The sequence below is a fragment of the Candidatus Neomarinimicrobiota bacterium genome (assembly GCA_022567655.1).
Classification (GTDB): Bacteria; Fidelibacterota; SORT01; order SORT01; family SORT01; genus JADFGO01.
Genome location: JADFGO010000006.1, coordinates 1 through 25,207, shown reverse-complemented (window position 1 = coordinate 25,207; position 25,207 = coordinate 1). Strand labels below are relative to the sequence as shown.

Annotated in this window: 21 protein-coding genes, 1 tRNA gene and 1 pseudogene; 6 read left to right on the top strand and 17 right to left on the bottom strand. The window is 44.7% G+C overall.

Translation table 11 applies throughout. The features are described from left to right. Positions 1-2 precede the first annotated feature (2 nt). From mnmG to rpmH, 6 genes are all read right to left on the bottom strand, one after another. Positions 3-1,892 carry a tRNA uridine-5-carboxymethylaminomethyl(34) synthesis enzyme MnmG gene (gene mnmG, locus IID12_01280; protein ID MCH8287724.1) on the bottom strand — a complete coding sequence of 630 codons (1,890 nt, stop codon included), beginning with the start codon at positions 1,890-1,892 and terminating at the stop codon, positions 3-5. A gap of 114 nt (positions 1,893-2,006) precedes the next feature. Beyond that, on the bottom strand, positions 2,007-3,386 hold the full coding sequence (gene mnmE, locus IID12_01275) for a tRNA uridine-5-carboxymethylaminomethyl(34) synthesis GTPase MnmE (GenBank protein ID MCH8287723.1): 1,380 nt from the start codon (positions 3,384-3,386) through the stop codon (positions 2,007-2,009). 19 nt (positions 3,387-3,405) lie between these two features. Continuing rightward, positions 3,406-5,163 carry a membrane protein insertase YidC gene (gene yidC, locus IID12_01270; GenBank protein ID MCH8287722.1) on the bottom strand — a complete coding sequence of 586 codons (1,758 nt, stop codon included), beginning with the start codon at positions 5,161-5,163 and terminating at the stop codon, positions 3,406-3,408. Beyond that, positions 5,160-5,390 (bottom strand): membrane protein insertion efficiency factor YidD, encoded by a 231-nt coding sequence (gene yidD / locus IID12_01265; GenBank protein ID MCH8287721.1) that lies wholly within the window; start codon positions 5,388-5,390, stop codon positions 5,160-5,162. The genes yidC and yidD overlap by 4 nt, the downstream gene beginning before the upstream one ends. Next, on the bottom strand, positions 5,377-5,727 hold the full coding sequence (gene rnpA, locus IID12_01260) for a ribonuclease P protein component (protein ID MCH8287720.1): 351 nt from the start codon (positions 5,725-5,727) through the stop codon (positions 5,377-5,379). The genes yidD and rnpA overlap by 14 nt, the downstream gene beginning before the upstream one ends. A 4-nt stretch (positions 5,728-5,731) precedes the next feature. Continuing rightward, positions 5,732-5,887, bottom strand: coding sequence for a 50S ribosomal protein L34 (gene rpmH / locus IID12_01255; protein ID MCH8287719.1), 156 nt, complete (start codon positions 5,885-5,887; stop codon positions 5,732-5,734). Positions 5,888-6,341: 454 nt separating this feature from the next. On the opposite strand from rpmH, the gene dnaA reads away from it, so the two are divergent. The 3 genes from dnaA (at position 6,342) to dinB (ending at position 9,527) form a co-directional block, all read left to right on the top strand. Continuing rightward, positions 6,342-7,703: a chromosomal replication initiator protein DnaA gene (gene dnaA, locus IID12_01250; GenBank protein ID MCH8287718.1), complete on the top strand. Its 1,362-nt coding sequence runs from the start codon at positions 6,342-6,344 to the stop codon at positions 7,701-7,703. Between the two features lie 131 nt (positions 7,704-7,834). Beyond that, the gene (gene lexA / locus IID12_01245; protein MCH8287717.1) at positions 7,835-8,443 is read left to right on the top strand and encodes a transcriptional repressor LexA; all 609 of its coding nucleotides are present in this window, start codon (positions 7,835-7,837) and stop codon (positions 8,441-8,443) included. Positions 8,444-8,462: 19 nt separating this feature from the next. Beyond that, the gene (gene dinB / locus IID12_01240; GenBank protein MCH8287716.1) at positions 8,463-9,527 is read left to right on the top strand and encodes a DNA polymerase IV; all 1,065 of its coding nucleotides are present in this window, start codon (positions 8,463-8,465) and stop codon (positions 9,525-9,527) included. 17 nt (positions 9,528-9,544) lie between these two features. Here the strand turns inward: dinB and IID12_01235 are convergent, their stop codons facing one another. The 11 genes from IID12_01235 to IID12_01185 form a co-directional block, all read right to left on the bottom strand. Next, positions 9,545-9,958 carry a hypothetical protein gene (locus tag IID12_01235; protein ID MCH8287715.1) on the bottom strand — a complete coding sequence of 138 codons (414 nt, stop codon included), beginning with the start codon at positions 9,956-9,958 and terminating at the stop codon, positions 9,545-9,547. A gap of 122 nt (positions 9,959-10,080) precedes the next feature. Further along, entirely contained in the window at positions 10,081-11,121 is a 1,041-nt protein-coding gene (locus IID12_01230) for an SPASM domain-containing protein (GenBank protein MCH8287714.1), read from the bottom strand. Between the two features lie 31 nt (positions 11,122-11,152). Then, positions 11,153-12,286, bottom strand: coding sequence for a glycosyltransferase (locus IID12_01225; GenBank protein MCH8287713.1), 1,134 nt, complete (start codon positions 12,284-12,286; stop codon positions 11,153-11,155). Then, the gene (locus tag IID12_01220; protein MCH8287712.1) at positions 12,283-13,458 is read right to left on the bottom strand and encodes a glycosyltransferase; all 1,176 of its coding nucleotides are present in this window, start codon (positions 13,456-13,458) and stop codon (positions 12,283-12,285) included. The genes IID12_01225 and IID12_01220 overlap by 4 nt, the downstream gene beginning before the upstream one ends. Further along, on the bottom strand, positions 13,451-14,800 hold the full coding sequence (gene mgtE, locus IID12_01215; protein ID MCH8287711.1) for a magnesium transporter: 1,350 nt from the start codon (positions 14,798-14,800) through the stop codon (positions 13,451-13,453). Before mgtE ends, IID12_01220 begins: the two co-directional genes overlap by 8 nt. 3 nt (positions 14,801-14,803) lie before the next feature. Then, positions 14,804-16,177: a cystathionine beta-synthase gene (locus IID12_01210; GenBank protein MCH8287710.1), complete on the bottom strand. Its 1,374-nt coding sequence runs from the start codon at positions 16,175-16,177 to the stop codon at positions 14,804-14,806. An 11-nt stretch (positions 16,178-16,188) separates the two neighbouring features. Continuing rightward, a complete protein-coding gene (locus IID12_01205; GenBank protein MCH8287709.1) occupies positions 16,189-17,028 on the bottom strand; it encodes a CPBP family intramembrane metalloprotease in 840 nt (279 codons plus the stop codon). A gap of 103 nt (positions 17,029-17,131) precedes the next feature. Next, the gene (locus IID12_01200; GenBank protein ID MCH8287708.1) at positions 17,132-17,905 is read right to left on the bottom strand and encodes an RNA methyltransferase; all 774 of its coding nucleotides are present in this window, start codon (positions 17,903-17,905) and stop codon (positions 17,132-17,134) included. Positions 17,906-17,923: 18 nt separating this feature from the next. Next, on the bottom strand, positions 17,924-21,604 hold the full coding sequence (locus tag IID12_01195) for a hypothetical protein (protein MCH8287707.1): 3,681 nt from the start codon (positions 21,602-21,604) through the stop codon (positions 17,924-17,926). A 29-nt stretch (positions 21,605-21,633) separates the two neighbouring features. Then, complete coding sequence (locus IID12_01190) at positions 21,634-22,944, bottom strand: replication-associated recombination protein A (protein MCH8287706.1); 1,311 nt, start codon at positions 22,942-22,944, stop codon at positions 21,634-21,636. Positions 22,945-23,050: 106 nt separating this feature from the next. Next, positions 23,051-23,123 (bottom strand) — tRNA-Thr (locus tag IID12_01185). A gap of 268 nt (positions 23,124-23,391) precedes the next feature. On the opposite strand from IID12_01185, the gene IID12_01180 reads away from it, so the two are divergent. From IID12_01180 to IID12_01170, 3 genes and pseudogenes are all read left to right on the top strand, one after another. Then, a complete protein-coding gene (locus IID12_01180; protein MCH8287705.1) occupies positions 23,392-23,778 on the top strand; it encodes a response regulator in 387 nt (128 codons plus the stop codon). Positions 23,779-23,938: 160 nt separating this feature from the next. Then, a pseudogene (locus IID12_01175) lies at positions 23,939-24,889 on the top strand (Gfo/Idh/MocA family oxidoreductase). 60 nt (positions 24,890-24,949) lie between these two features. After that, positions 24,950-25,207 (top strand): N-acetyltransferase (locus IID12_01170; GenBank protein MCH8287704.1); only part of this gene is annotated, 258 nt, incomplete at its 3' end.

The window sequence follows — 25,207 nt, the reverse complement described above, 5'->3', positions numbered from 1 at the left end:
GATTATCCGCTGTTAGCGCTAAAGGCTTTTAGCGCCACGGCAACGAGAGAGATGTCAGATGGCCTAACACCGGAAATGCGGGATGCCTGCCCGAGCGATTCAGGTTTCATAGAAGCTAGCTTTTCTCTTCCCTCCGATGAGAGCGAACGAATAATTCCGTAGTCAAAGCCGGGCGGAATACTTTTATGTTCCATCTTGCGGAAGCGTTCAACCTGTTCCTCTTGTCTTTTCAAATATCCTTCGTACTTAATTTCAAGTTCGATTTGTTCGCCGGATTCTTCGTCCAGCCTAATTTTTTCTGCGAGCCCGGGAAGCTTATTTTCGATGATCGGCATCATGTCAAGCAGTCGAAGTTCGGGCCGCCGGATAATGCGTATGAGCGTGGACGAATTCACCGCCGGCTTTAGTATAAAAGCGGACAGGTAATCATTTATCTCCGCAGCGGAGACGGAGCTCTTGCTTAGCAAGGATATAGCCTCACGAATTAAAGCCTTTTTTTCCATTGCGCGATTATGAATTTTTTCAGGAATCAATCCGAGCTCGTATCCTTTCTCGGATAACCGAATATCAGCGTTATCTTGCCGGAGAAGAATACGGTATTCTGCGCGTGAAGTAAACATCCGATAAGGTTCGAGCGTACCCTTGGACACAAGGTCGTCTATCAGTACACCGATGTAGCTCTCCGCCCTGTCTGTCACGAACGGCTTTTCGCCATTTATTTTTAATGCGGCATTCACTCCAGCAACAAAACCCTGGGCGGCGGCTTCTTCGTAACCGCTTGTTCCGTTTATTTGACCGGCAAAGAAAAGATTTTCAATCAGCTTTGTCTCGAGGCTGTGGTAGAGCTGGTGGGGAGGGAAAAAATCATATTCGACCGCATACCCCGCTCTGGTAAATTCAACCCGGTGCAAACCCGGCACGGTTCTGATAGCCCTTAGCTGAATTTCTTCCGGTAAGCTCGTCGAGAAGCCGTTGACGTATATCTCATCACTATCAAGCCCCTCCGGTTCGAGGAAGAGCTGGTGAGACGGCCTGTCCGAGAAGCGCACCACCTTGTCTTCAATCGACGGACAATATCTCGGTCCGATCCCCTCGATCGCTCCGGTGTACATCGGGGATTGATCGAGCCCCGATTCTATGACTCGATGCGTTTTTTCATTTGTATGAGTTATATAGGCGGGTTCATTCTTGGGATTAAAATTCAGCGTACGAAACGAAAAGGGGGTCGGATGATCATCGCCGTATTGAATTTGGGTGCTATCAAAATCGATCGTAGCTTTTTTTAATCTCGGCGGCGTACCCGTTTTTAATCTTCCTGATTGAAACCCATAAGACTTGAGATTTTCCGTGAGACCCTTAGCTGTTTTTTCTCCCACCCTTCCTCCATCTCTGGAGCTGAGACCCGTGTGCATTAATCCGTTCAGGAAAGTACCGCATGTGAGCACTACCGCACTGGCCGAGATTGCGCCATGCGTTTTTGTGCTTACCCCGGTTACCCTATCGCCTGATGTAATAATTTCTGATACGGCGTCGCCTATAAGTGTGATGTTTTTCTCGGATTTCACTACATTTTCCATATAAGCGGAGTACGCATATTTATCACTCTGGCAGCGCGGAGACCAGACCGCCCTCCCCTTTGAGCGGTTCAGCATTTTAAATTGTATGCCTGTGGAATCAGCGGCAAGCCCCATCTCGCCGCCGAGCGCATCGATCTCGCGCACAAGATGCCCCTTTGCCAAACCGCCGATGGCCGGATTACACGACATGCGCCCGATGGCGGATGTGTCCATGGTGACAATCGCCACATTGTTTCCCATGCGGGCGGCGGCAAGAGCGGCTTCAACACCGGCATGTCCGGCGCCTACGACTATTATGTCAAATGTATCTTTCAAGGAGATAATTATACGATGATCGTTCGGTTAATCCAAATATCGTAAACTGTTTCACGTGAAACAACCATGTTTACAAAAATCAATTGAACCAAACCCGTTTCACGTGAAACAGTTTCACTTTCCAATGCAGAATTTCCCGAATATTTCGTTTAGTATATCGTCGGTCGTGACTTCACCGGTGAGCTCTCCCAGGTGGTCCATTGCCTCTCTCAGGTCGACGGCTAAATATTCTCCCCCCCGACCTTCCTTTGCCGCCTCAACCGCCATTTGAAGTGATGCAGCCCCTAATTTGATCGCATTCGCGTGTCGGGCATTTGTAATAATCGCGGCTTCCCCGGAGCTGATTTCACCAACACGCTCTGCGATTTTTTCCCCGAGCGCTTCCATCCCCTCGCCGGTTAAAGATGAAATCGAGCACTCTATATTGAACCCGTTTTTTTGTGGTGAAAAGGAGGCATCCCTTTCAAGGTCTACCTTGCTCTCGATTGTGATGTAATTCTTCCCTTCGAGTCTCTCGAATATGGCAAGGTCTTCATTTTCAATCGGCGTAGATCTGTCAAGCAGCCACACTGTCAGGTCTGCCGATTCAAGCCGGGAAATGGACTTATCGATTCCGATCTGTTCGATGTTGTCTCCGGACTCTCTCAGTCCGGCGGTATCTACAAGGCGAATCAAATATCCCCCTAATTCAACTTCTTCCTCGATGGTATCTCGTGTGGTACCGGGCGTAGGGGTTACTATAGCCCGATCACTGTTGAGGATGGCGTTGAGAAGGCTGGATTTACCCGCATTCGGCTTACCGATAATAGGCACAAGAGCGCCTTCTCTCAGAATCTTACCGTATCCGTAATTTTGAAGCAGTCCGAGCGCGTCCGTGTGCAGCGCCTTGATCATTTCGGCTAATTTTTTATTCGGAGTATGCTCTATTTCGTCTTCGGAAAAATCCAGCTCCGCTTCTATCAGCGCAGCGATTTCAATAATCCTTGATCTCAGCGACTTGACGCTTCTCTTTATGTTTCCCTGGATTTGTAGCAAAGAGGATTTATGGGCGGATTCTACTTTGGCGGCGATAATGTCGGCTACACCCTCCGCCTGCGATAGGTCAATTCTTCCACCGAGGAAAGCTCTCTTCGTGAATTCTCCCGGCTGGGCTACCCGGGCGCCAAGATCGGTGATTAGCTCAAGTAGTATTCCCTGTACGTAAAGTCCTCCATGGCAGCTAATTTCCACAAGATCTTCCGTGGTATAAGAATTCGGCCCCCTAAAATAGGTAACAATGACCTCGTCTATAGGTTCTTGCGATTTTCCGTCAATTATAGTAGCCGGCGTGGCAATTCCGTGAGATTTGCTGGACAGATGCTTACTCTTTGGCAGCAATTTATTGATTATTTGTAATGATTTTTCACCCGATATTCTGACAACAGCAATACCACCGATTCCCGGCGGTGTTGAGAGCGCTGTGATTGTGTCTTCGTTTAGCTGCCGGTTTAGCATAGTCCGGATGGAGGATTATTTAATTGTCCGTTTTGTCCTCTGCCTGTTTTTTCTTGCCAAATATTCCGTCGGAGAGATATTTGGTCTGAATTACGCTGAAAATATTAAATAGAGAATAATATAAGTTCAGTCCGGAGGGAAATGTATTAAAAAAGAGAACCAAGAAGATCGGCATAAAATATCCCATAAATTTTTGCTGTTGGTTCATTGTTGACTGACCGGAATATTTTTGCTGGAGGTACATCGTAAAACCCATAAAGATCGGCAAGAAATTAACATTAGCTCCATAAAACGGCAGAGCAAACGGGAGAGTGAATAGCGTGTCCTGGGAAGAGAGGTCTGTTATCCACCAAACGAATGCGGCGCCGCGCAGCTCTATAGTGGAGCGGAACACGGTGAAAAGCGCGAAAAGCAGCGGCATTTGTAACAACATGGGTAAACATCCGCCGAGAGGGTTTACTCCCTTCTCTTTGAAAAGCTGCATCTGCTTCTTTTGCATTGTAGGCTGATCGTCCTTATATTTCTCCTTAAGCTCGGCAATAACAGGCTGCAAATCCTGCATCTTCTTCATGGAGACAAAGCTTTTATGGGTAAGCGGATAAACCAGAATCTTAACAAGAACGGAAAAGAGGATAATTACCAAGCCGTAATTAGGTATGAAAGCGTGCAGCTTCGTAAATGACCAGAGGACAGCCTTGCTTATCGGTCTGATAAAGCCCCATCCGAAGTTCATCATCTTCTCAAGCTCAAATCCGTAACTTTTGAGTAAATCGTAACTTAGAGGTCCTATGTAAACGGTAAATCTATCGCTGCCAATTGCGTATTGTCCGCTTATAGGCATGTCAAGCGAAACCGCAAAGGATTTATAGAGCTCTTCATCCCGCGTATTCTTTCCTGTTGACTTGAGCATAACCCTGTTTGCAGGCATCGTTTCCGGAATAATAGCTGCGGTAAAATACTTGGTTCGCGTAGCAGCCCATGAAACGTTTCCATCGTAGTATTCCCTTTCGACCTTGTTGACTACGGCGTCTAATTCTTCGACGTCATCACCGAGCAATGCCAGTGCACGGGCATACTGCATCTCATCGACCAGATACTTCTCTGTAGACAGCAGGGGCGTATCCCATGAAAGCGTATATCTGTTGTTTATTGTTGAGCCGCTTAAGGCAGAAGCGTCCACGTCAAGTGAAAAATCATAACCGTCACCGTTGAACCTGAACGATTTCCTTATACTGAAGCCGTTCGGCAGACGAAAAGTAAAAGAAATTTCCGCCGACTGGCCGTAATCAAGGGAAATATAAGATTGATTTTCCGGAGAAGGGGTCCAGTTGAGCTTTGACAGATCTACGGTATCCCGGTTTACGTTGACGAATCGAATACCAAGGTTGCCGCCTTTGTAGGAAGATAACAGTTTTGCCGGATTCTTATCGGGTCCCTGATAATTTTTAAGCACCCAGCTAATTATGCTTCCGCCCCCCCTTGAAGACAAGCCGGCAGAATAAAGAGGTGTTTCTATGGACACAATCATTTCTTCGGCGGTGTCGAACAGTTCGGCTTCTTCCGGAAGGGTTGTAATGACCGGGTCGTAAATCGCTGCATCGGAATCGAACGACCGAAATTTCGGCGTGAGCACGGAATCAACGCCAAAAATGAGATTATCAGCTTCGGGAGATACGGGCGGCGGCGGGTTAAGCCATCTTAAATATGAAGGGGTCATTACAAGAATTAGCCCGATCAGAAGAATGGCTAAAACTGTATTTTTATCTGTCTTTTTCATGGTACCATATCTACTCCGCCGGAATGCAGCGGATGGCATTTAGATACCCTCTTGAGAGAAAGAAGCCCCCCTTTAAATGCGCCGTACTTCTCGACCGCCTCGATCGAATATTGTGAACAGGAGGGATAAAATCTGCAATTTGCTCCTAAAAACGGAGAAATTGTCAACCGATATAGCTTCAGCAGGCCGAGAACGGTGTGTTTAGGGATCGATTTAAGATTGAGCATATTTCGACGAAATCCGTGCGGCTATATCTTTAATGGTTAATTCGAGGCTATGGTATGAACTTTCGACAACGGGCTCCGGGGCTGAAAATATTATGCAGATATCACCCGGGAATAAGGCTTTATTGTTTCGATAGATTTCTCTTAAACGGCGTTTGAGTTTATTTCTGGTTACTGAATTGCCCACCTTTGTGGAAACGTGAAATGCGACTTTTCTTGAATGACATCGGTTCCAGTAGGCACACAGAGTGCCGGAAGATATTTTATCACCATAACGGAAAAGATCACTGATTTTTTTTCTTCCGCGAAGGACCTCCTTTTTTGGAAGCCGTCTGTCCAATTTGTCATTTCTTGGCTATTTCTGAGGATACAGTAAGTCTCTTCCGCCCCTTGGCTCTTCTTCTTTTCAAAATTTCCCTTCCGTCGGCAGAAGACATTCTTTTGCGAAATCCATGTTTATTGCGGCGTTTACGGTTACTTGGCTGATACGTTCTCTTCATTTATTGTCCATGTTTCGGTGTTGATAGCTTTTTTCCCATTTTTCAAAGCGGTGAGAAATATACATTAAATTCTCTTAAATGCAAGAATTTTCTCTTTCATAAATCATTGCTATGGCACGAATAGAGGTTATTTTTGAAGAACGTAAATTTATCTTGACATTTACTATTCAACAGGGTTAAATATTTCCAGCGGCACAAGGAGCATGTTAATAAATTGTGGATAACCCAAACACCATCTCTTTCTGCTGGTAATTAGAACAAGTTTTAGAAACACCTAACATATAACTTTAACTGAAACCTATTGGTCTATGCCGTTAGAAGTAAACAAATCCTGTTATTTACGAACAAAAACACGGATTTTTGTTGCCATCTTAGGGTAGATATCAGGATACGGGCAATTTTATTTATGTTTTTCGGATTAAAATAACAATATAACCAAAAAGGAAGAGGAGAATTGTCACTAAACTATAATCAAGATGCATTACACCAGGAGCTATGGGATGGCTGCCTGGAATACTTAAAATCGAACTTAGGAGAACAGTCTTTTGAGACATGGTTCCGACCGATCAAATCTGTCAAATTAGAAGACGGTTTAATGACTTTGCGTATGCCGAATCGTTATCACGTTGAATGGATAGAAAGCCATTACAGCGAAGTCTTACGCGCAGCTTTAAGAAACGCGGGGTATACTGATATAGTTTTAGATTATGTCGTGCCCGCTGATAGTCCTTTGGCGGAGACCTTTAACTCATCTATGGAAAAAAGGAGGGTCGAAAAAGACGACAAAAGCGGACTGAACGACCAATACACATTTGAAACGTTCGTAGAGGGATCCTCTAATCAATTTGCAAGAGCTGCGGCTCAGGCGGTGGGAGATTCACCCGGTAAAACTTCGTTCAACCCGCTCTTCATATACGGGGGGGTAGGATTGGGCAAAACACATCTGGCTCAGGCGATAGGAAATCATGCCCGGGCAACAGGAACGGCTGAACGTGTCCTGTACGTCCCAAGCGAGATTTTCACACTCGAATTTATTAATGCGTTGGAAAAGAGAAGGACAGACGCGTTTACACGCTATTATCGCAGCATAGATTTGCTCATAGTCGACGACATACAGTTTTTTATTAAAAAGGAACAAACTCAGGAGCAATTTTTTCATACGTTCAATGCCCTGTATCAGGATAATAAACAAATAGTATTAACCTCCGACAGACCGCCCCGCGATTTGCTGGGGATGGAGGGAAGGCTGATTTCAAGATTTCAGGCTGGGTTGTCAGCTGACGTTCAAGAGCCCGAGCTCGAAACGAGAATTGCTATTCTTAACCGTATGGCGGAGGAAAATCAAATACCTGTTTCCGCCGATATCATAGAGCTCTTTGCTACAAACATTAAAGGAAATATCAGGGAGCTTAAGGGTTCGCTGATAAGACTGTTGGCTTACGCATCCCTTTCGGCGGTCGAGATTGACCTGCATCTTGCGAGAAGAGTGCTGAAGGAAGTCCTCGGAAGCTCAAAAGCTCAGACCACTATCGAGGATATTATCTCTCACACCGCACAGGAATTCGGAATAGAGTCAAATGCTATTATCGGAAAAGGCAGGCAAATGGAAGTAGCCACGACACGGCAAATAGCTATGTACCTAACCAGGATACTCACAGGGCATTCTCTAAAGACTATAGGGCTGCATTTCGGAGGTAGAGATCACAGCACAGTGATCTATGCCTGTAAGCTGATAGCAGGACGTGTACGCGAGGACAGCGAGTTCAAGGACAGCGTAGAACGGTTAAAGAAAAAGCTGGAATACGCCTCCTCTTAACAATTCCGTAGTCAGAATAAAATATAGCGCAGATTGTAATTTACTGAAAGCTCAGCGAAAAAGCTTGACATACGCTTTTTGTACGCTTATAATACGTACGCATTTTGTTCACTAATTGATAGGAGGCTATGTTGGTACTCACAAAAAAACAGCGGCGTGTCATGGACTACATCGGCAGCTTTCAGGAATTGAATGGATACTCGCCGAGCTACGAAGAGATAGCGGACGGACTCGGATATCGATCTAAGGGGACGGTGCACAAACATTTAAAGCATCTTGTGGAAAAGGGGATGATTACCAAACAGTGGAATCGAAGCAGGTCAATTGAGATCGTTTCAGAACCGTCTGAAATCAAGGCTGTAAATCTTCCGCTGCTTGGACTTGTCGCTGCTGGCGAGCCTATTGTCGCCATAGAAGACCCCACTGAGGAGATAAGCGTACCGGGAGATATGATAGGATTCGGAAGCCACTACGTCTTGAAAGTCAGGGGTAATTCGATGATAGATGAACAGATAAGGGACGGTGACTATGTAATTGTGGAAGAGCGATCCAATGCCGAAAGCGGCGAAACGGTAGTCGCGCTTGTAGGGGGAGACGAGGCGACTATAAAGAAATTCTATCCGGAGAACGGTAAAATAAGACTGCAGCCGGCGAATGAAAAAATGTTGCCGCTTATACTGCCCGCCGACAGCGTACAAATAAGGGGGGTAGTAATAGGCATCCTTCGAAAATACCTATAGAAAGGCGGTTAAGGCAGCCATGGCGATAATAGCACATATGGACATCGATCAGTTTTACGTTTCAGTCGAACAGGCGAAAGATACAAGTCTTAAGGGTAAACCGGTGGTTGTTGGTGGAAGCCCGACTGGAAGAGGTGTTGTTGCCTCCGCATCATATGAAGCAAGGAAATATGGAATTCACTCAGCGATGCCTATGTTCAGAGCATTCAAATTATGTCCACACTTGATCAGAATAAGCGGGAGGTTCGGTGAATATTCGCGATATTCAAACAGTGTCTTCAGCATATTGAAAGAATATTCTCCGCACGTGGAGCGGACGAGCATCGACGAGGGATATGTGGATCTGACAGACTCTATAGAAGCGAATGGAAACAAAGCGTTAAACGTTGCAGAAGAAATCAAACTAAGAATTTCAAGAGACTTGAAGTTGTCGGTATCGATCGGAATAGGAACCAACAGAATGATGGCGAAGATAGCGTCAGATCATGCAAAGCCGGAAGGTATTTTAGAAATACTTCCGGGAAAAGAAGCCGGATTTCTCCGCCCTATGGACGTTGGCGTTATACCGGGCGTTGGTCCTAAGACGCGCGAGCGGTTAAAGAATTTGGGCATAAGATCAATAGCCGAATTAAGAGGTTTAAGCGAAAAAGAACTTCGCAGTAGATTCGGGATACACGGGGAAGGTCTATATAAAAGAGCCAGAGGGATTGCGAGCGATAAACTCTTGTTGGAACACAGGAGAAAATCCATAAGCAAGGAACGAACATTTAGAGTTGATGTTCAAAAACCAGAACGATTGGCAGAAACGGCGTCAAGGATGTGTGCTGATATATGTCGCCTCATGAAAGAGAAAGGTTTGACGGCAAGAAGTATCGGGATCAAGATGAGATTCGAAAATTTCGATACTATCACACGGACAAAAACTCTCGCCCGTTCGAGTAACGATACGCTAATAATTCAGAATCTCACCGAGCAGATGATTTATTCGAACTTCAAAAAAGGAAGAAGTATACGCCTGATAGGCGTGAAACTGTTTAATTTTGAGCCGGAAAATTTACAGATCGACTTATTTCCCGAAAGATGATCTGAACCGAAAACAGATCACATTATATTAAAGCCTGTATCCCCAAAATAATCTATCAGTTTCGATATGACGTATCCAATAACAATTCCAACTATAAGGACTGCTGTTAATATTCGGGAATTTACCACTTCCTTGCTATAACCCTTTTTTATAGCAATTATCGAAACAAAGTATCCAAGTCCGTTTAAAAGCCAGATAACAGGCAGCGAAAGGACGCTTACGATGATAGGGCCGACCAAGGGAACAAGGCCTATCATTATCATCAGCCCGGCGAAAGCGCCTGTCACCCATCCGACAGCTATGATGCCCCCGCCGATAATTTTCTTTGGTACACCGAAATAAACTCCGGCAATAACGAAGATAATCAGCAGCGTCCATACAATAATGGTTTTACGGAATGCCCCGAAAAAATCAGACAGTGTATTTTTCATAAAAAACTTATAGGGGGAAGACGCGTTAAGAGATCAGGTGACATAACCGTTGAAGTGATTCGGCTGAACATGCAGGAAAAATAATTGGGTAAAGTATATAATGCAAACAGTAGTTTTCCGGTTTATTGTGATATCCATCTGACCTTGTGGAACTGTTTAACCTTCAATCCCTCGGTGCAATTGAGGCACATTTCAATTGACTGTCTGTCTTTTAAAACTGTTTCACGAAATTGGTTAAAGTTATCACCATCCCAGACACTATTTATTTCCTCTCCGGTTGCGTCGCCTAACTTGAAATCGACGTCTTTGTCATAACAGCACGGAGCGATCGAGCCATCCCAGTTTACCATAGCCGTAAACCAAATGCGTTTGCAGCCGGCATGCCAATTAGCTTTAAGCGTCCGGGACCCGTTGGTGACATCATACCGGTTCATGCTTGAAATGGTCGGTAGAAATTTCTCTGCATCGGCGTCGGTGTAGACCTGCGCAGTTTTAAAAGAATATTTATCAGCTCCCAGTTCATTAGCCATTTGGCTTATACGTTCAACCTCATGCTGATTGTGCTTGAAAAGTAAAAATTGGATGTGAATTATAGGACTCAGGGCACCGGTTCGTTTCTTTTCGGCTGAGAGCAGCCGAATAGCAGCGAGTACTTTTTCAAAGTCTCCACCTATCCGATATTCGAGATAAGTTTCTTTTGTGGCGCCGTCAAGTGAAATAATAAGTTCGCTCAAGCCCGAATTTATCACTGCTGCAGCCTCCGCCCGGGTTCTAATGTAGTGCGCATTTGTGCTTATGACCGTTGCAACATTATTTTCGTACGCATACTTCACCTGGTCAAGGAGCGTTTTATTCAGGAACGGTTCGCCTTGATTCCAGAACATTGCTAAAAACAACGAATCCTTAGTAGAGTTTATGAGTCGTTTGAAAAGATCGAGCTCCATCATTCCCTTATTCCTTTGCATCATCCCATTGCCTGATGGGCAGAGCGGGCACTTTAAATTGCAATAATTAGTAGGTTCTACCATGAGAATAAGCGGGTTACCCCAGTGAACGACTCTTTTGAAGTAGCGGGAAAGATAAAATGAGGTGGCGACCAAAAGGGCGTTCCATAATTTATAGGCACTGACCACACGTGCGTTTCGGAGCGCCGTACTAAGCATAACTCTGAGCCGAGATGAAGATAATTTTGAACTAACTGCTCTTAAGAGGATTGCTTGTTTGTCCTTTCCATGTGAATTTCCCTAAAGCACCCCAGGCGCCATAAATTACAACATAAAATGGATGAATCAAGAGGGCAAGGGGAAAATATTTAAGAACGTTTCTGTCTCCGGTGAAAGATGAAAATGTGTATAAAAGTGAAAATTCCGCCGTTGATTTCAAGAGTAACGAGACGGCTAAAACTGCAGGACTGACCCCGATTCCGAGCAGCCCAGAAACTATGAACAAGTTTAGAAGATAGACTAAGGGAAGGGCGATTTTCAATCCTGTCATACCAGTTAATGAATAGTAGTGCGGTGTTTTTGATGCGTGCCTTCTTCTTTGGTTTGATATTTCGCCGATTTCACTGTAAGTTTTTGATTCAACGAACGTAGATGACAAAAAGGAATAAGAAATTTTTATCCCTTTTTTGTTTGCCTTGTGCAGCAACAGGTCATCGTCACCGCTCATGAAATGCCACAATCCCTCGAATCCGTTGATAGATTCATAAACACTCCGGCGGTAAGAAAAATTTCTTCCGGTACATGTAACCGGATATCCAATTCCGATCGAACCGGATGCGACTGCGGCGATAGACAGAGCGTCAAGCTTCAGAAGGCTTTCCTTTAGTCCTTTATTTTTTTTATATAACGGTGCATACCCGGCTACCATTCCTATCTTTTCATCATTGTAATGCGAAACGATACCCGATATCCAACCCTCGGGAGGGGAACAGTCAGCATCCGTCGTCATTATTATTTCTCCGTCCGATGCATCGATTCCCTTTTGAATAGCATTCTTTTTAGGTGAGACATTAAAGGGGACTTCATCCACAACGATCAAGTTGAAATTGGGTTGTTGATCGGTAAACTTGGAAACGATTTTCCTTGTTTTGTCTTCCGACCTGTCATCAATAATATATACATCATAAAGGTTTTCCGGATAGTCTTGATTCGAAAGAGATAATAGGCATTGTTCTAAATTCAATTCTTCGTTTCGTGCGGCAATAATCACCGATACTTTAGGTCTATATCCGGAACCGGAGACTTTTTTACCTTTGAGCAATCCTGCCGTTAGCCAAAATATCAGCGCGGCATAAATTAGAGCTAAAACTACTATCAGGCTCAAACCGACCTTACCCTATAGCCTTTCCATTTAAAGATTCCTATTCCCCCCAGTAAACCGACAAGGATTATATAAGGCGTAACCACCATGAACCATGCCGGAAAACTTCTTAATAGATCCCTGCGACCGAAAGGAGCGGACGCAACGGTTAAGAAAATAGCTTCGGTTACAAATTTGTAAATGATCAAATAAACTAAAGGCATAGAAATAGATTGGGTTGAGAGCAGCTGGAAAACACCGTTCAAAACGAACAGATTCATAAAGTAGTTGACACCCAACATGAGCAACAAGAGTGAATTGATCTCTTTCCAGTAAGCATTTGAAGCCCACCGTGTCCGTTGAGAAAAAAACTGCCTCCACCCCTCAACGGCAAGCGTCGAAACGATGGCATCCCGATCTTTATTGCCTGCTATTTTCCAGCCGGTCTTCGTCACCTTAGTGAGGAAAAGGATATCATTGCTGACGTATCTTCGGGTATCAATTGACAATCCGCCTACTTCATCGAACACTTTTTTTCGATACGCCAAATTTTGCCCGGTTGCCCCCATCGGCATGCCGTGTCCTAACGCCCCCTGGGCAGATGCAACAAGCATTAGAAAATCAACAGCCTGAAAGTTTTCCAAGAATCTGTTTTTACCTTTGCGTATTGTCGAAGACCCGACCACCAAACCCACATCGGGTGTAAAGCTGCTTGTAATAGATTTGATCCAATTCTTACCGACTGATACGTCGGCATCGGTTTCGATTATTATTTCTCCACGGGCAATTTTTACACCCTCCGTTATAGCATTTTTCTTGGGATGTATGCCGCTTGGGACCGAGTCGATGTGCACCACACTCAGGTTCGCGTGTTTGGCCGAATAGGTCTTTGCTATTTCAGCCGTCTCGTCCGTGGACCTGTCATCAACTACGATGATCTCATATGAGTCTGACGGATAAGATTGGTCGAGGATAGTGTTCAGGCAATCTCCAATTCCCTGGGCTTCGTTATGCGCGGCGATTATTATGGATACGAAGGGTGTGTAGTTATTTTGTCTTTTCTTATTATTCCTAAGAAGTCCTGTCAGAAAGAAAATAATAACAAGCCCGTGAAGCAGACCTATTAAAATTATTAGCGCATTGAACGGAGGCAAAATATTTGAAACGGCAGCTAACGATACGGGTATGTCATTCAAGCATGGATGCAGCAACGTAAAGATAAAGCGCTATACCGAGTATGTCGATGGAAGTGGTCACGAATGGTCCTGCCGCAACAGCGGGGTCAATATTGAATCTTTGAAGTAGTATAGGCGCCATAGTTCCGGTTAGCGTGGCAAGAGCCATGGAGGAGAGAATTCCGATTCCGGCAGCCAGTCCGATAGTCAGATTCGCCTCAAAAAAATAGCCGGCGAAAATCGTGAGCAACACTCCATATGTAACTCCGAGTAAGAGTCCGACGCGCATCTCTTTAATCAAAATGTTCCAGGAAGATTTGAATGTAACCCTTCCCGTTGCAAGTCCCCTTACGATAATGGTAGAGGACTGGGTTCCTATGTTTCCGCCCATACCGACTATGATAGGCATATAGGCGGCAATAATTATCCAATTTGCTAAAAAATCCTTATAAAGACCTATGATCAGAGATGCCATAATTCCACCGAGCCACGTCGCAAGAAGCCAGGGGAATCGTAATTTTGCCGCCCCAAAAGTTGATTTCAGCAATATCTCCCTGTCCTTTCCAGCGCCTGCCATTCTGAAAAAATCTTCCGTAGCTTCTTCTCTTATGACGTCAATTATGTCATCTACGGTAATTATACCCAGTAATTTGTTCTCAGAATCCACTACCGGTATCGCGATGATGTTGTATCTCGAAACAAGCTTTGCGACTTCACCCTGTTCTATCTCCGTCGTTACGGATATCGGCTTTTCGTTCATTATCTCGGAAAGCTTCATTGTGGGTAGGTTTGTGATGAGCTGCCTGAGCGAAACAACGCCCACGAGGTGGTTCCTGTCGTCAGTAACATAGAGATAAAATGCCATTTCGGCTTCTTCGGATTTTTGGAGCGAGTCTATGGCATCCTGCACGCTGGTCGTTTCATTTAGTGCGAAATATTGGGGAGTCATAATACCACCGGCGGAAAGCGGGTCGTATTTGAGGAGTTCTTCCATTTCGCTTGTTTCTTCCACCTTCAACAGGTTGAGTATTTCATCAACCAAGTCTTCGGGGAGAATGCCGAGTATATCAGCTTCATCATCCGAGGGAATGTGTTTTAACAACATAACGATATCATTTGCCTGGCTTTGGGTCAGCAGCTCCACAATCAGCGTCTCATCCAATTCCCGCGTTACTTCAGCAGCATATTCCGGCGACATGTTTGAGAAAAGTATTATTCTTTCTTTTTGAGAAAAATGCCTGAACAATACCGCCGTATCCGCCGGGTGGGTTTTATTGAACATATTCAATATATGCTTCGTGGCGCCGCGCCGGATAAGCTTGCGGTAAGTGTCTAACAATACGTGTGATTCAGGAGGCTGCATCAGTTATTCCAGATGGGCGGTGAATTCAAGAATATCGAACCTTGTTATAATTCCCACAATCTTTCCCCTGTCGCGGACAAGCGCAGCGGGTGATTTTTTCAGGGTTTTCGATGCGCTTTTTATATTGCTGCTTTCGTCAATTACCGGTAACGGCTTGTCCATAATTTCTCCTATCAACAGATTAACGTTCTCAGAATCGTCAAGAACCTTACTGAGGAGCCTGTTCTCCCGAACACAGCCGATGGAGTCGTTGTCATCAATCACGGGAATTTGTGAAACATTATATTCGTTCATGAGTTTTAACGCATCTTTTACGTATTGGTCTTTGCTTACGGATAGAAGGGGAGGAATTTTATCCGGTTTAGTTTCGTATATCAACCGAACAGTGGTCAGCTCGGATCCAAGGAGCCGCTTTTCCCTCATCCACTCGTCCGAGTGGTGCTTCGATAAATACCTCTCGCCGGTGTCAGGGATAATACAAAGAACTTTTTCTCCGGACTTCATTTTAGAAGCAATGTTTACTGCAACATGCGCAATCGTCCCGGAGGAGCCGCCGCAAAAAATTCCCTCTTCGCGGGTGAGCCGTCTGGACATTCTGAACGAATCACGGTCCGTAACATTTATTATTTCATCCACATACTTCAAATGAAGAGTGCCCGGTATGATGTCTTCTCCTATTCCCTCCACGAGATAGGGAGTTCCCTGGGTCAAAACCTCGCTTTCCTTAAATGTCTTCAAAATCGATCCGTAAGGGTCGGCGCCGATAATCTTTATATCAGGATTCTTTTCTTTCAAATACTTTCCAACGCCGCTTATTGTACCGCCAGTACCCAATCCGCATACAAAGACGTCCAGTTCACTTCCCATCTGCTCCCAAATTTCAGGTCCGGTTGTCTCGTAATGCGCTTTCGGATTCGCCTGGTTGAAATATTGGTTGGAAAGAAAAGCATTAGGAGTATCGGAAGTAACCTTTTTGGCCACGGAGTAATAACTTTCGGGTGAATCGGGCGCCACGGCGGTCGGAGTAATTATCACCTCCGCCCCCAATGCCTTCAAAAGCTGTATTTTTTCTTTTGATACTTTATCAGGCATTACAAAAATCGTATTGTATCCTAATACGGCGGCGGCGATTGCGAGTCCCGCACCCGTATTCCCGCTTGTCGCTTCAACAATTGTTCCGCCGGGTTTTAATTTGCCGCTTTCGACAGCATCATCCAGGATATAAGTTGCGATCCTGTCTTTGAGGCTTGAGCCGGGATTTAAGTATTCTAATTTCGCGAATACCTCAGCACCTTTCTTTTTGACAACTTTATTGAGCTTCACAATGGGTGTATTTCCGATAAGTTCGAGTATGTTATTGTAAACTTCTGCCGCCATAACCCAAATTCCTAAGAGACTGCTTCAAGGTTTGAACTTTTAATTATTATTCGTGCCGCTGTTTTTGTGTGAAACGATTTCAGCGATGCTACAAATATCAATATTGACGGGATAAGTATCAATGGTGATACGTGATTTCCCATACTGTAAAACGAATAATTTTCAGTGTTAATATTTATGAAAGTAATGGCTATTCCGTTATTTACCATATGAAGGAGGATGCCGGGGTACAGGCTATCGGTTCTAAGCGCCATATAGCCGAGCAGTGAGCCCAGCAGAAATATCTGAAAAAATTGCGGCGAGAAATGAACAACGGCAAAAACCAGGCTGGAAATCAGTACCGCTCTGAAGGGAGAGCCGTCACGCTCGAAGGCGCTTTGTAAAAATCCGCGAAACAATATTTCCTCCGTTATCGCTGCTATAATAACAGCACCGAGCGTGATCAACACCAAAGAACCCAAATTATCAATTTTGAACGCATCAAGGGCTTTCTGTAAATATTCTTGAACCTGCTCGGGCATAGAGAACAGCTGAGAAAATAGTTTGTCGAGCTCATCCGCTATGGGTTGAATGGATATTCCTATTAGCGCAGCGAGAGGCAGCGTGCCTGACGGTGGCGTTGCCAATCTGAAGCTTTTTTGCAGATCGTAGTGTCGCGACCGAACATAAATGAGCGCCGGCACTATAATAAGCGCCTCCCCAAATATGAGGGCTACCCACCGTACGGTTCCCATTCCGAAGACGGGGAACAGAAACAGAGCGATCAAGGCGGCGACTCCGAAGGCAAAGATGACACTGAGCACGGAAATCCACATGGCGGACTTTTTATCAGGTGTTGTTCTAATATCCATAACGTAGATATTATAAGTTATTTTCAGCCCTTAAGTAAGTCAATACTTTAGATAACGAGTTAATGAATGAAAACCTTGAAAAGCGCTGCGAGTAGTAAAAGGTCTATGAAGTTTTACTCATAACTCCGATTACTATACCAAAAGCAACAGCGATGTTCAGAGATTCACCCTTACCGAGCAACGGAATGGAAATTTGATTGTCAGATGAAGAAGTGATCTCTTCAGATAATCCGGCTGCTTCCGAGCCGAAAAACAAAACGGATTTACCGGGAAAAGTGAAATGGTATATATTCTCGCCGCCATGTGGAACCGCTGCGATAGTTGAAAACCCTTTACTTTTAGAATCAACCATCAAACCGTAAGGATCCACGCCGGTAAAAATCGGAATTTGGAATATGGCTCCGGCGGAGGAGCGTACGACTTTCGGATTATATAAATCTACCGAATCGTCCGAAATAAAAATTGCATCGATTCCAAACCATGAGGCCGTCCGGATGATAGTACCGAGATTACCCGGATCAGATATTGTTACAAGACAGACAGCTGAATTCATGTTTTCATCAAATTCACCGATTTCTTGCGGTATCCGGACAACGGCAACCATCCCCTGAGCAGAAACCGCGTCTGAAATTGAATTCATCTCTTCGGGTGATATTTCTTCACACTCCACTCCCGCCGAGCTATAGCCGTCTATCAGGGTTTGAGCTCGTTTATTGGATAGAACCCGAGATGTGTACAATATTCTGTCGGCAATGAATTTAGAACGTTTTAGTTCTTCACAATTCCGGACTCCCTCTACCAGAAACAGAGAAAGTTCGTTTCTATGTTTTTTCTTTTGCAGCGATCTAACAAGCTTCAGGTATGATTTTGAGGGCATTTATTTTAAACGGGATCCTTACCTGCCGAACAGGCTGCTCCTGCCGCCGCGTTCCTCAATCTTGAGATCGCTTAGATGGGAGGATTTCACATTAACTATAAAGTAATAGCCGGCCCCCGGACCTGATGGAGTCCAGTTAAGGGAGAATCGCCAGCAATGTAAATCGCGTTGCACGTTTACGCTGTGGTTTGTGATTATTTTTCTGATAAGATCCAGGTTGTAATTATAACCTACAGACCATCCCCTTGTAGGACTAAAATTCAGGTCTCCTCTCAGCCAGAAGGTTTTTGAGGTCAGGTCAGGATTGGATTTATTCAACGCGTAGCTCAAGGATATTCTTGAATTCCATGTTTCTCCGGCAAGGTCGTTAAATTTCAATTGTTCAAACCTGTCGTCCATATTGTCCGAAGCATATTGTTCAACGGCATCCGACCGGAGCACGTCCGTCCTGGTTCTCCTGTCTCCGGATAGAGAAAAACTGGTGGAGAACGTCAGATTCGTCAGGCGTGGAATGACTCTGAATTCGTTTGATATGCTTCCGTCGATCCATCGATAGAAATTATATCTTGAAGAGATATCAAGGCTTGCTCCGGGGATAAATTTTGTGCGGAAGGAAGCTGAAAGCGGGCTCATTTTCCTGAACTCGGCCGTATAATTATAGCCTCCGTTTAGATTCAAACTGAACAGCTCAATTTTTCTTTCGTTCTCCTCGGCTTCATGCAGTTTTGCCTGAAAAGTGTTGCTGATGCTATAATTCAATACTCTGGTTTCTTTAGATGGGGTCGATCCGATGGCAGAACCCTGGAACAGATCATATCGAACCTCATTACCGAGAGAATCAACGCCTGTTGTAAAATAACCGTATAAATCGGTGCTGAAATCAGGCGTATACCGGAATCCGATTGAAGGAGTGATCACGTGTCTTATCGAGGAAAGCGCGCCGATTCGAGGAGCAAAGTTTCCGTAAATTTTAGTAGCCATACGAAACCCGGTGGAAAAAGTGCGCCTCGCCTTAAACGTACCCTTTTTGGTCGTCTCGATTTTTCCGTTTTTATCGTATAAGAAAACTCCCGCATCATCTTTTTCCGGCTCAAACCATTCGTTTATCCAGCCCTCGCTGTAGTTGAAGTTCGGGTCAAAAGTGAAGTATTTGAATACTTTCTGCGGGCTGTTTATTGAGATCGAGTGCGTGATTTTTTGCTTTACGTCTTCTTTCTCCGTGAATATGGTGTCAATGACAGTAGTGTTAGTGTGAATCGTGTCAATGATAGTAGTTACAGAGCGTTTTCTCTCACCGTTGTTTGAGTAGGAATAGTAAATCGAATTGAACCAACGTTGGTCATCGCCTCTGCTCGGTTTGAAAAGCTGTTTCCTTCCCACACGAAAATTAAAGCTCGGAAGCACCTCGGACAGGCGCAAATTAGAGTCCGGAAGGTTTCCGGTTATAATCTTTGATTGCAAGTTTTCAGTTCGGGATAGATTCATGGACAGAGCGTTTCCGCTGCCCTCCCATCGTTTGTTTAGCGTAAGATTGGATCGCAGCTGTTGATTCAGCCGGCTGTTTCTGTTCGACGACAGGTCGTCATAAAACCGTTCGTCGGAGACAAACCTTGCGTTTCCCCTCAGGTTTGTAGTCGGATCGATTTTTTGAGTGTGATTCCACGTCAGGTCCCACCTTCTTCTGTTCTGGTCACTGAACGATTTCGGAGTCAACGACGCGGAAATTCCGCCGTTAAGGGTGTACCTTTTTTTGTAATTTGAGCTTCCGCGAAATAGAGTTCCCTTTTTATCAAAAAAATCTACGATGAATGTCGCATCGTGATATTGGCTCCCAGCCCAGTATAGACCGCCGCCCCTGAGGAACCTCCCGTCAGAGCCCGTTTCGCCGTATGAAGGAATCAGTATCCCGGTGTGTCGCCCGCCTCTATTCGGGAACACCCCGAACGGCAGGGCAAAAACCGGAACGTCACTTATATATAATACCACAGGGCGGGCTATTACCTTATCTTTGACTATCAGTTTCATCTGCCTGCTTTTGAAGTAGAAATGCGGTTCATCCAGGTCACAGGTGGTGTAATAACCATGATTGATAGTCATAATATCCGGGCCCAGCCTAAGTATCGTCTCTCCCGTGTAATAACCGTCCTGAAATCGTGTTTCTCCTGAACGGATTTTGCCGCGCCGGGTCAGGAGGTTATATTCCATCTCCTTCCCATAAACAGGTTTATTCCCCTTTTGGATTAGCTCGGGAATGCCTATGGTCATTGTGGAGTCACCGCTGATTTCAATAACAGAATCCGGCGCGGTAATCTCATCGCCGGTTGCTGTAAGAATAGAGCTGGACCAATCAACCAGAACTTCATCGGCATTGAGAGTGAGATCTTGATATTGAACTGTGGATTTTGTTTTCAGGCGAGTTATCTCTCTCGGAATGTTATACAAGATAGTTTCGGCGCTATATTTTATCGTTGTATCGGCTCCCTGAGCATATTTATCGGGAAAGAATGTGCCTCTGGCTCCGCCCAGAACGAGAATTGATCGGATATCGTTATCAATAAACCCGATGACTATCGTATCGCCGGAAACCTTATTTATCCCCTGCAGCACACCGTCTTCATCCATATGATATTCGCTCGAAGCCATTCCAGCCGCCACTATCCTGTTTACATTGTTATCTTTGATATACATTCGAAGCGTTTTTGCGTTCAACCGGTCAACGACGAGTTGACGCGTGAGTTTAAGTTCTAAACTGTCTGTTGTATCGGATGACAGCGATTTTTCGGCAGGTCGGCGGACAAGCAATTCACGCTTTGATTCGGTTCGAGCGTTCTGAGGAACGTATATTTGAGTAACTTTCTGTTCCTCGAGCAGCATTAAAATTTGATCTCCCATAAGTTTCTCTCCGCCCTGAACAGCAAACGGATCCTCTGATAGAGTAATAATATCCGCCGTTGCGTTGTATTCTGCGGATTGCGATTCGGCGTGGAGTTGAAGCCTGTCTATCCTAACCGAGTCGTGCGCATAATAAGTTGAAATTGCATTGTTTCCGGTTATACTGATGCTCCGAATGAAGAGAGTATCACCGTCTGTACTGTCAACTTTGATCAAAAAAGGATCGACGGTTGCCGTGAGAGAATCAAGGTTCAGATCATAATCGATGATACCGGCGCGAAGCTCGGTTTTATCTTCAATGTTTTTCAACAGGGCGTTTCCTTCGGCACGGGCAGATTTTCGGATTTCGTCATATCTGATTTTATCGGAATATATTTCAGTTCCATCCCTGATCAGCTTAGCATTTCCCATGCCTATAGAAATCTTGTCCCTTCGATAATAGTAAATGCTGTCAGCGGAAAGCCTGCTTTCCTCCCTAATTATTAAAACGTTACCGGTCGCTATCATCAGGTCTTCATTCGTACGGTAGATCACCTGCAATGCGGTTAATGTTCTCCCGGGATCAGTAATTTTTACGTTGCCGCTGAATTTAGCCCAATTCAGGTTAGGTAAGAACTCGGCCTGATCGCTTTTCATTTCGGTGCTTCCCTGTCGAAATATCACGTTGCCGACAGCCTTTCTGAACTGTTTCCCCTGAACCCGGAAAGTGATCAACTCATCCGCGTGAATGAGGTTTAAAACACCCGTGCCGGATTTTTGAGAAAAGCCCAAATCGAAACTTGCATGAATCAGAACAAGAACAATCAAACAGCGCCGTTTACTCGTTAACGTGATTGCTATCTCTTGCGCTTATTCCACAGAAGAGCAAGACGTTCACCGATTTTTCGTTCGTGCCCCTCTTCGGAGGGTTCATAGAATATTTTGTTCGAAAGTTCCGGCGGAAGATATTCTTGCTCGGCAAAATGATCCGGTGAATCGTGTGGATAGATATATCCTTCGGAATAACCTTCTTCTTTCATCAATTTTGTGGGTGCATTCCGTAGATGAAGGGGAACGGGATATTCTTTACCGGTTTTTATTTCATCAAATGCTTTATCTATAGCCACATACGCCGCATTGCTTTTGGGAGAGCCCGAAAGGTAAGTAGCCGCCTGGGATAAGACTATGCGCGCTTCGGGCATCCCGATCTTTTCGACTGCCGAGAAAGCGCTATTTGCTAATACAATGCCTAACGGATCAGCATTTCCGATGTCTTCCGAGGCAAGAATAATCATTCTTCGCGCTATAAACTTGGGATCTTCACCGCCGTCAAGCATCCGTGCCAACCAATATACCGCTGCGTCCGGGTCTGAACCGCGAACGCTTTTAATAAATGCTGATATCAAGTCGTAATGGTTCTCACCCTTTTTATCATATCCGGGTGTACGAGTCAAAAGCGCTTCGGACACTGTTTTAGTAGTAATGCGGGAATTCCGACCCGCGAGTCGAATTGATAATTCCAATGTATTAAGCATTCGTCTTGCATCGCCGTTGCTTGATTCAATCAGGAGCTTGACAGCTTTTTGCTCAATCACCGGTTCAAGTTCAGCCAGCAGAGAATCATTAGTTAAGGCATTGTCTAATATGGATTTCATGTCTTTGTCTGAAAGTGAGTTAAGTCTGATAACACGTGTTCTTGATAATAACGGCGAAATTACTTCGAACGATGGGTTTTCTGTGGTTGCGCCTATCAGGATCAAGGTTCCGCTTTCTACCGCTGATAACAACCCATCCTGTTGAGCCTTATTGAATCGGTGAATTTCGTCTATGAAAAGTACAGTAGTTATTCCGTTTAATTTATTTGCTTCGCCGAGTTTTATTATCTCTCGCAGCTCTTTTACGCCTGAATCGACCGCTGATATCTGCCGGAAGTCTGCCCCGGCGTTTTTTGCTAATATCCTTGCGAGAGTTGTTTTTCCCGTGCCCGGAGGCCCCCAAAGCAGAACGCTGATAATCCCACGGTTTTTCAGCAGATTGTGAAGTAATTTGCCCTTATCGAGATATTCTGAATGCCCGAAGAACGTGTCAATCGTACTCGGTCGCACCCGATCGGCGAGCGGGGCCGCTGCATCACTATCAGCCGAGTTCTTTTTGGTAAAGAGATCCATAATCATAAAAGCCTGTTAATACTACGATAAAGTACTTGATTTGTTGGCAATTTACAACTGCGTAAAGCAAGTAATTGAGGATAATTTAAATAGAAGCGATGGATTGAGCCACCCATCGGAGTCGAACCGACGACCTGCCGCTTACGAGGCGGCTGCTCTACCAACTGAGCTAGGGTGGCATTGCTTATGAGCTTGATAGAAATTACTCTGATTGTGCGTGAGAGTCAAGATAGAAGGGGAAAGCAGAAGTACGGCGCATAATAAGATGATATTAGTGAATCCGATATACATCTACTGAAGCAAACTATTAAAATACTGACTTTTAAATAAAATCGAAAATTTATTGTTGAAAGCCACTTTTTTCTTGCAAATCAGCATAATATTTATAGATTTAATGTCCTTTATGGGAACCTCCGGGCAATATAAGTCGTAAAAAATTGACATAGAATGATTGTAACTATAAGAAGAGAAAAAGGTGTCAGTGTCCGAATACTTGTCGTTGATGATGAGCCTGCATTTCGTAAAATTATGAAAAGGGTTTTGATCAGAGATGGCCACAGTGTATATCTTGCAGGAGACGGGAAAGAGGGCTTAAAGATTCTCGCAAGCGAGGAGATCGACATCGTATTCACCGACATCAACATGCCGGAAATGGGAGGATGGGAGTTCTTACAGCAGGTGCACGCATTGTATCCCAAGCTTCCTGCGGCGGTAATTACAGGACTGCCGAGCCATGAAACTCTTCCTGCGAACGCACCTCCCCCGGCTGAGAGAATACTGAGGAAGCCGGTCCGGATTAATGAGATTCGCGAACTGATAGAAGAGCTTCAGTAAAGATTCTTCCTTCTCTGTAAAAGTTATTTCAACCACCGGCTAATATCCTTATATTGTGCCGATTAACAGGATTTTCATTTAATAGTTTTGGATCTTGAATCTTCAAGGTCGAAAACTTAATGACAATTTACCGGGAGGACAACGCGTGGTGATAGGATAAATGGGAAAGAAGATTTGTGTAATCGGCGCAGGGCGCTGGGGTAAAAACCATATTAAAACCTTGAGGGAACTGGGATCGCTCGGCGGGGTTGTGGATTTGAATAATGATGAGTTGGGGGAGATTTTAGCTCATTATAAGGGGGTGCATATACACGAATCGATAGACGATGCATTAGAACATGACTATGATGGATATACGGTGGCAACGCCAGCCGATACCCACTTTAAGATTGCAAAACAACTTATCGGCAAGGGGAAGCATACGCTTGTAGAGAAACCGCTTGCATTGAATTTGTCTGAGGCTGAGGAGCTGGTGGAACTCTCGATTAAAATGAACGTCAATCTAATGGTCGGACATCTCCTTTTATTTCATCCGGCGATTTGGAAGATAAAAGAAATAATAGACTCAGGACAGATCGGCAAACTACAATATATTTATAGCAACAGGTTGAATCTCGGGACGGTCAGAACCGAGGAAAACATACTATGGAGTTTTGCCCCGCACGATATTTCTATCTTCGGTTATTTAACCGGTAATCTACCGGTTGAGGTGGTATCGCGCGGCGGGGCATACACACAGCCGCATTTGCATGATACGACTATGACTATCTTAAAATATCCTGATAATGTTGTCGGGCATATATTTGTAAGCTGGCTTCATCCTTTCAAGGAACACCGCCTGGTACTGATAGGATCGAAAGGAATGCTCTCTTTCAATGATTCGGACGGCTCCAAAGAAATAAAATTTTATGAAAAGGGAATTGATTTTATAAGGGGAGAACCGGTCAAGAGGGAAGGACCTACTACTCTTATCAAATACGAAGAGGGGATGCCACTCTCAAACGAGTTGAGTTACTTTATCGATCACCTGGACGGAACTCCGGTCGAGATAGCTGACGGTAAAAGCGCCTTAGATGTACTTAAAGTATTGGAACTGGCTACCCGGAGCTTGTCGGGCGAAAGTGTTAACCCCGAAATACAATCAAAGGATAAAAGCGAAGAGGATGCATTTATTCACCCGTCAAGTTTTGTCGATGAGGGAGTGAAAATCGGAAAAGGCACAAAGGTCTGGCACTTTTCTCATATTCAGTCCGATTCAGTTGTAGGGGAAAATTGCTCAATAGGGCAAAACGTGAACATCGGGAGTAACGTCAGGATAGGAAATAATGTTAAAATTCAGAACAATGTATCTGTATATGAGGGCGTAGAGCTTGAGGACTATGTCTTTTGCGGTCCCTCGATGGTATTCACGAATATTTCGGATCCGCGT

Coding starts and splice junctions, on each gene's coding strand:
- mnmE (MCH8287723.1), bottom strand. CDS start 3,386: ATGCTAAACCGGCAGCTAAACGAAGACACAATCACAGCGCTCTCAACA.
- yidC (MCH8287722.1), bottom strand. CDS start 5,163: ATGAAAAAGACAGATAAAAATACAGTTTTAGCCATTCTTCTGATCGGG.
- yidD (MCH8287721.1), bottom strand. CDS start 5,390: ATGCTCAATCTTAAATCGATCCCTAAACACACCGTTCTCGGCCTGCTG.
- rpmH (MCH8287719.1), bottom strand. CDS start 5,887: ATGAAGAGAACGTATCAGCCAAGTAACCGTAAACGCCGCAATAAACAT.
- dinB (MCH8287716.1), top strand. CDS start 8,463: ATGGCGATAATAGCACATATGGACATCGATCAGTTTTACGTTTCAGTC.
- IID12_01235 (MCH8287715.1), bottom strand. CDS start 9,958: ATGAAAAATACACTGTCTGATTTTTTCGGGGCATTCCGTAAAACCATT.
- IID12_01230 (MCH8287714.1), bottom strand. CDS start 11,121: ATGCTTAGTACGGCGCTCCGAAACGCACGTGTGGTCAGTGCCTATAAA.
- mgtE (MCH8287711.1), bottom strand. CDS start 14,800: ATGCAGCCTCCTGAATCACACGTATTGTTAGACACTTACCGCAAGCTT.
- IID12_01210 (MCH8287710.1), bottom strand. CDS start 16,177: ATGGCGGCAGAAGTTTACAATAACATACTCGAACTTATCGGAAATACA.
- IID12_01205 (MCH8287709.1), bottom strand. CDS start 17,028: ATGGATATTAGAACAACACCTGATAAAAAGTCCGCCATGTGGATTTCC.
- IID12_01200 (MCH8287708.1), bottom strand. CDS start 17,905: ATGCCCTCAAAATCATACCTGAAGCTTGTTAGATCGCTGCAAAAGAAA.
- IID12_01190 (MCH8287706.1), bottom strand. CDS start 22,944: ATGGATCTCTTTACCAAAAAGAACTCGGCTGATAGTGATGCAGCGGCC.
- IID12_01180 (MCH8287705.1), top strand. CDS start 23,392: ATGATTGTAACTATAAGAAGAGAAAAAGGTGTCAGTGTCCGAATACTT.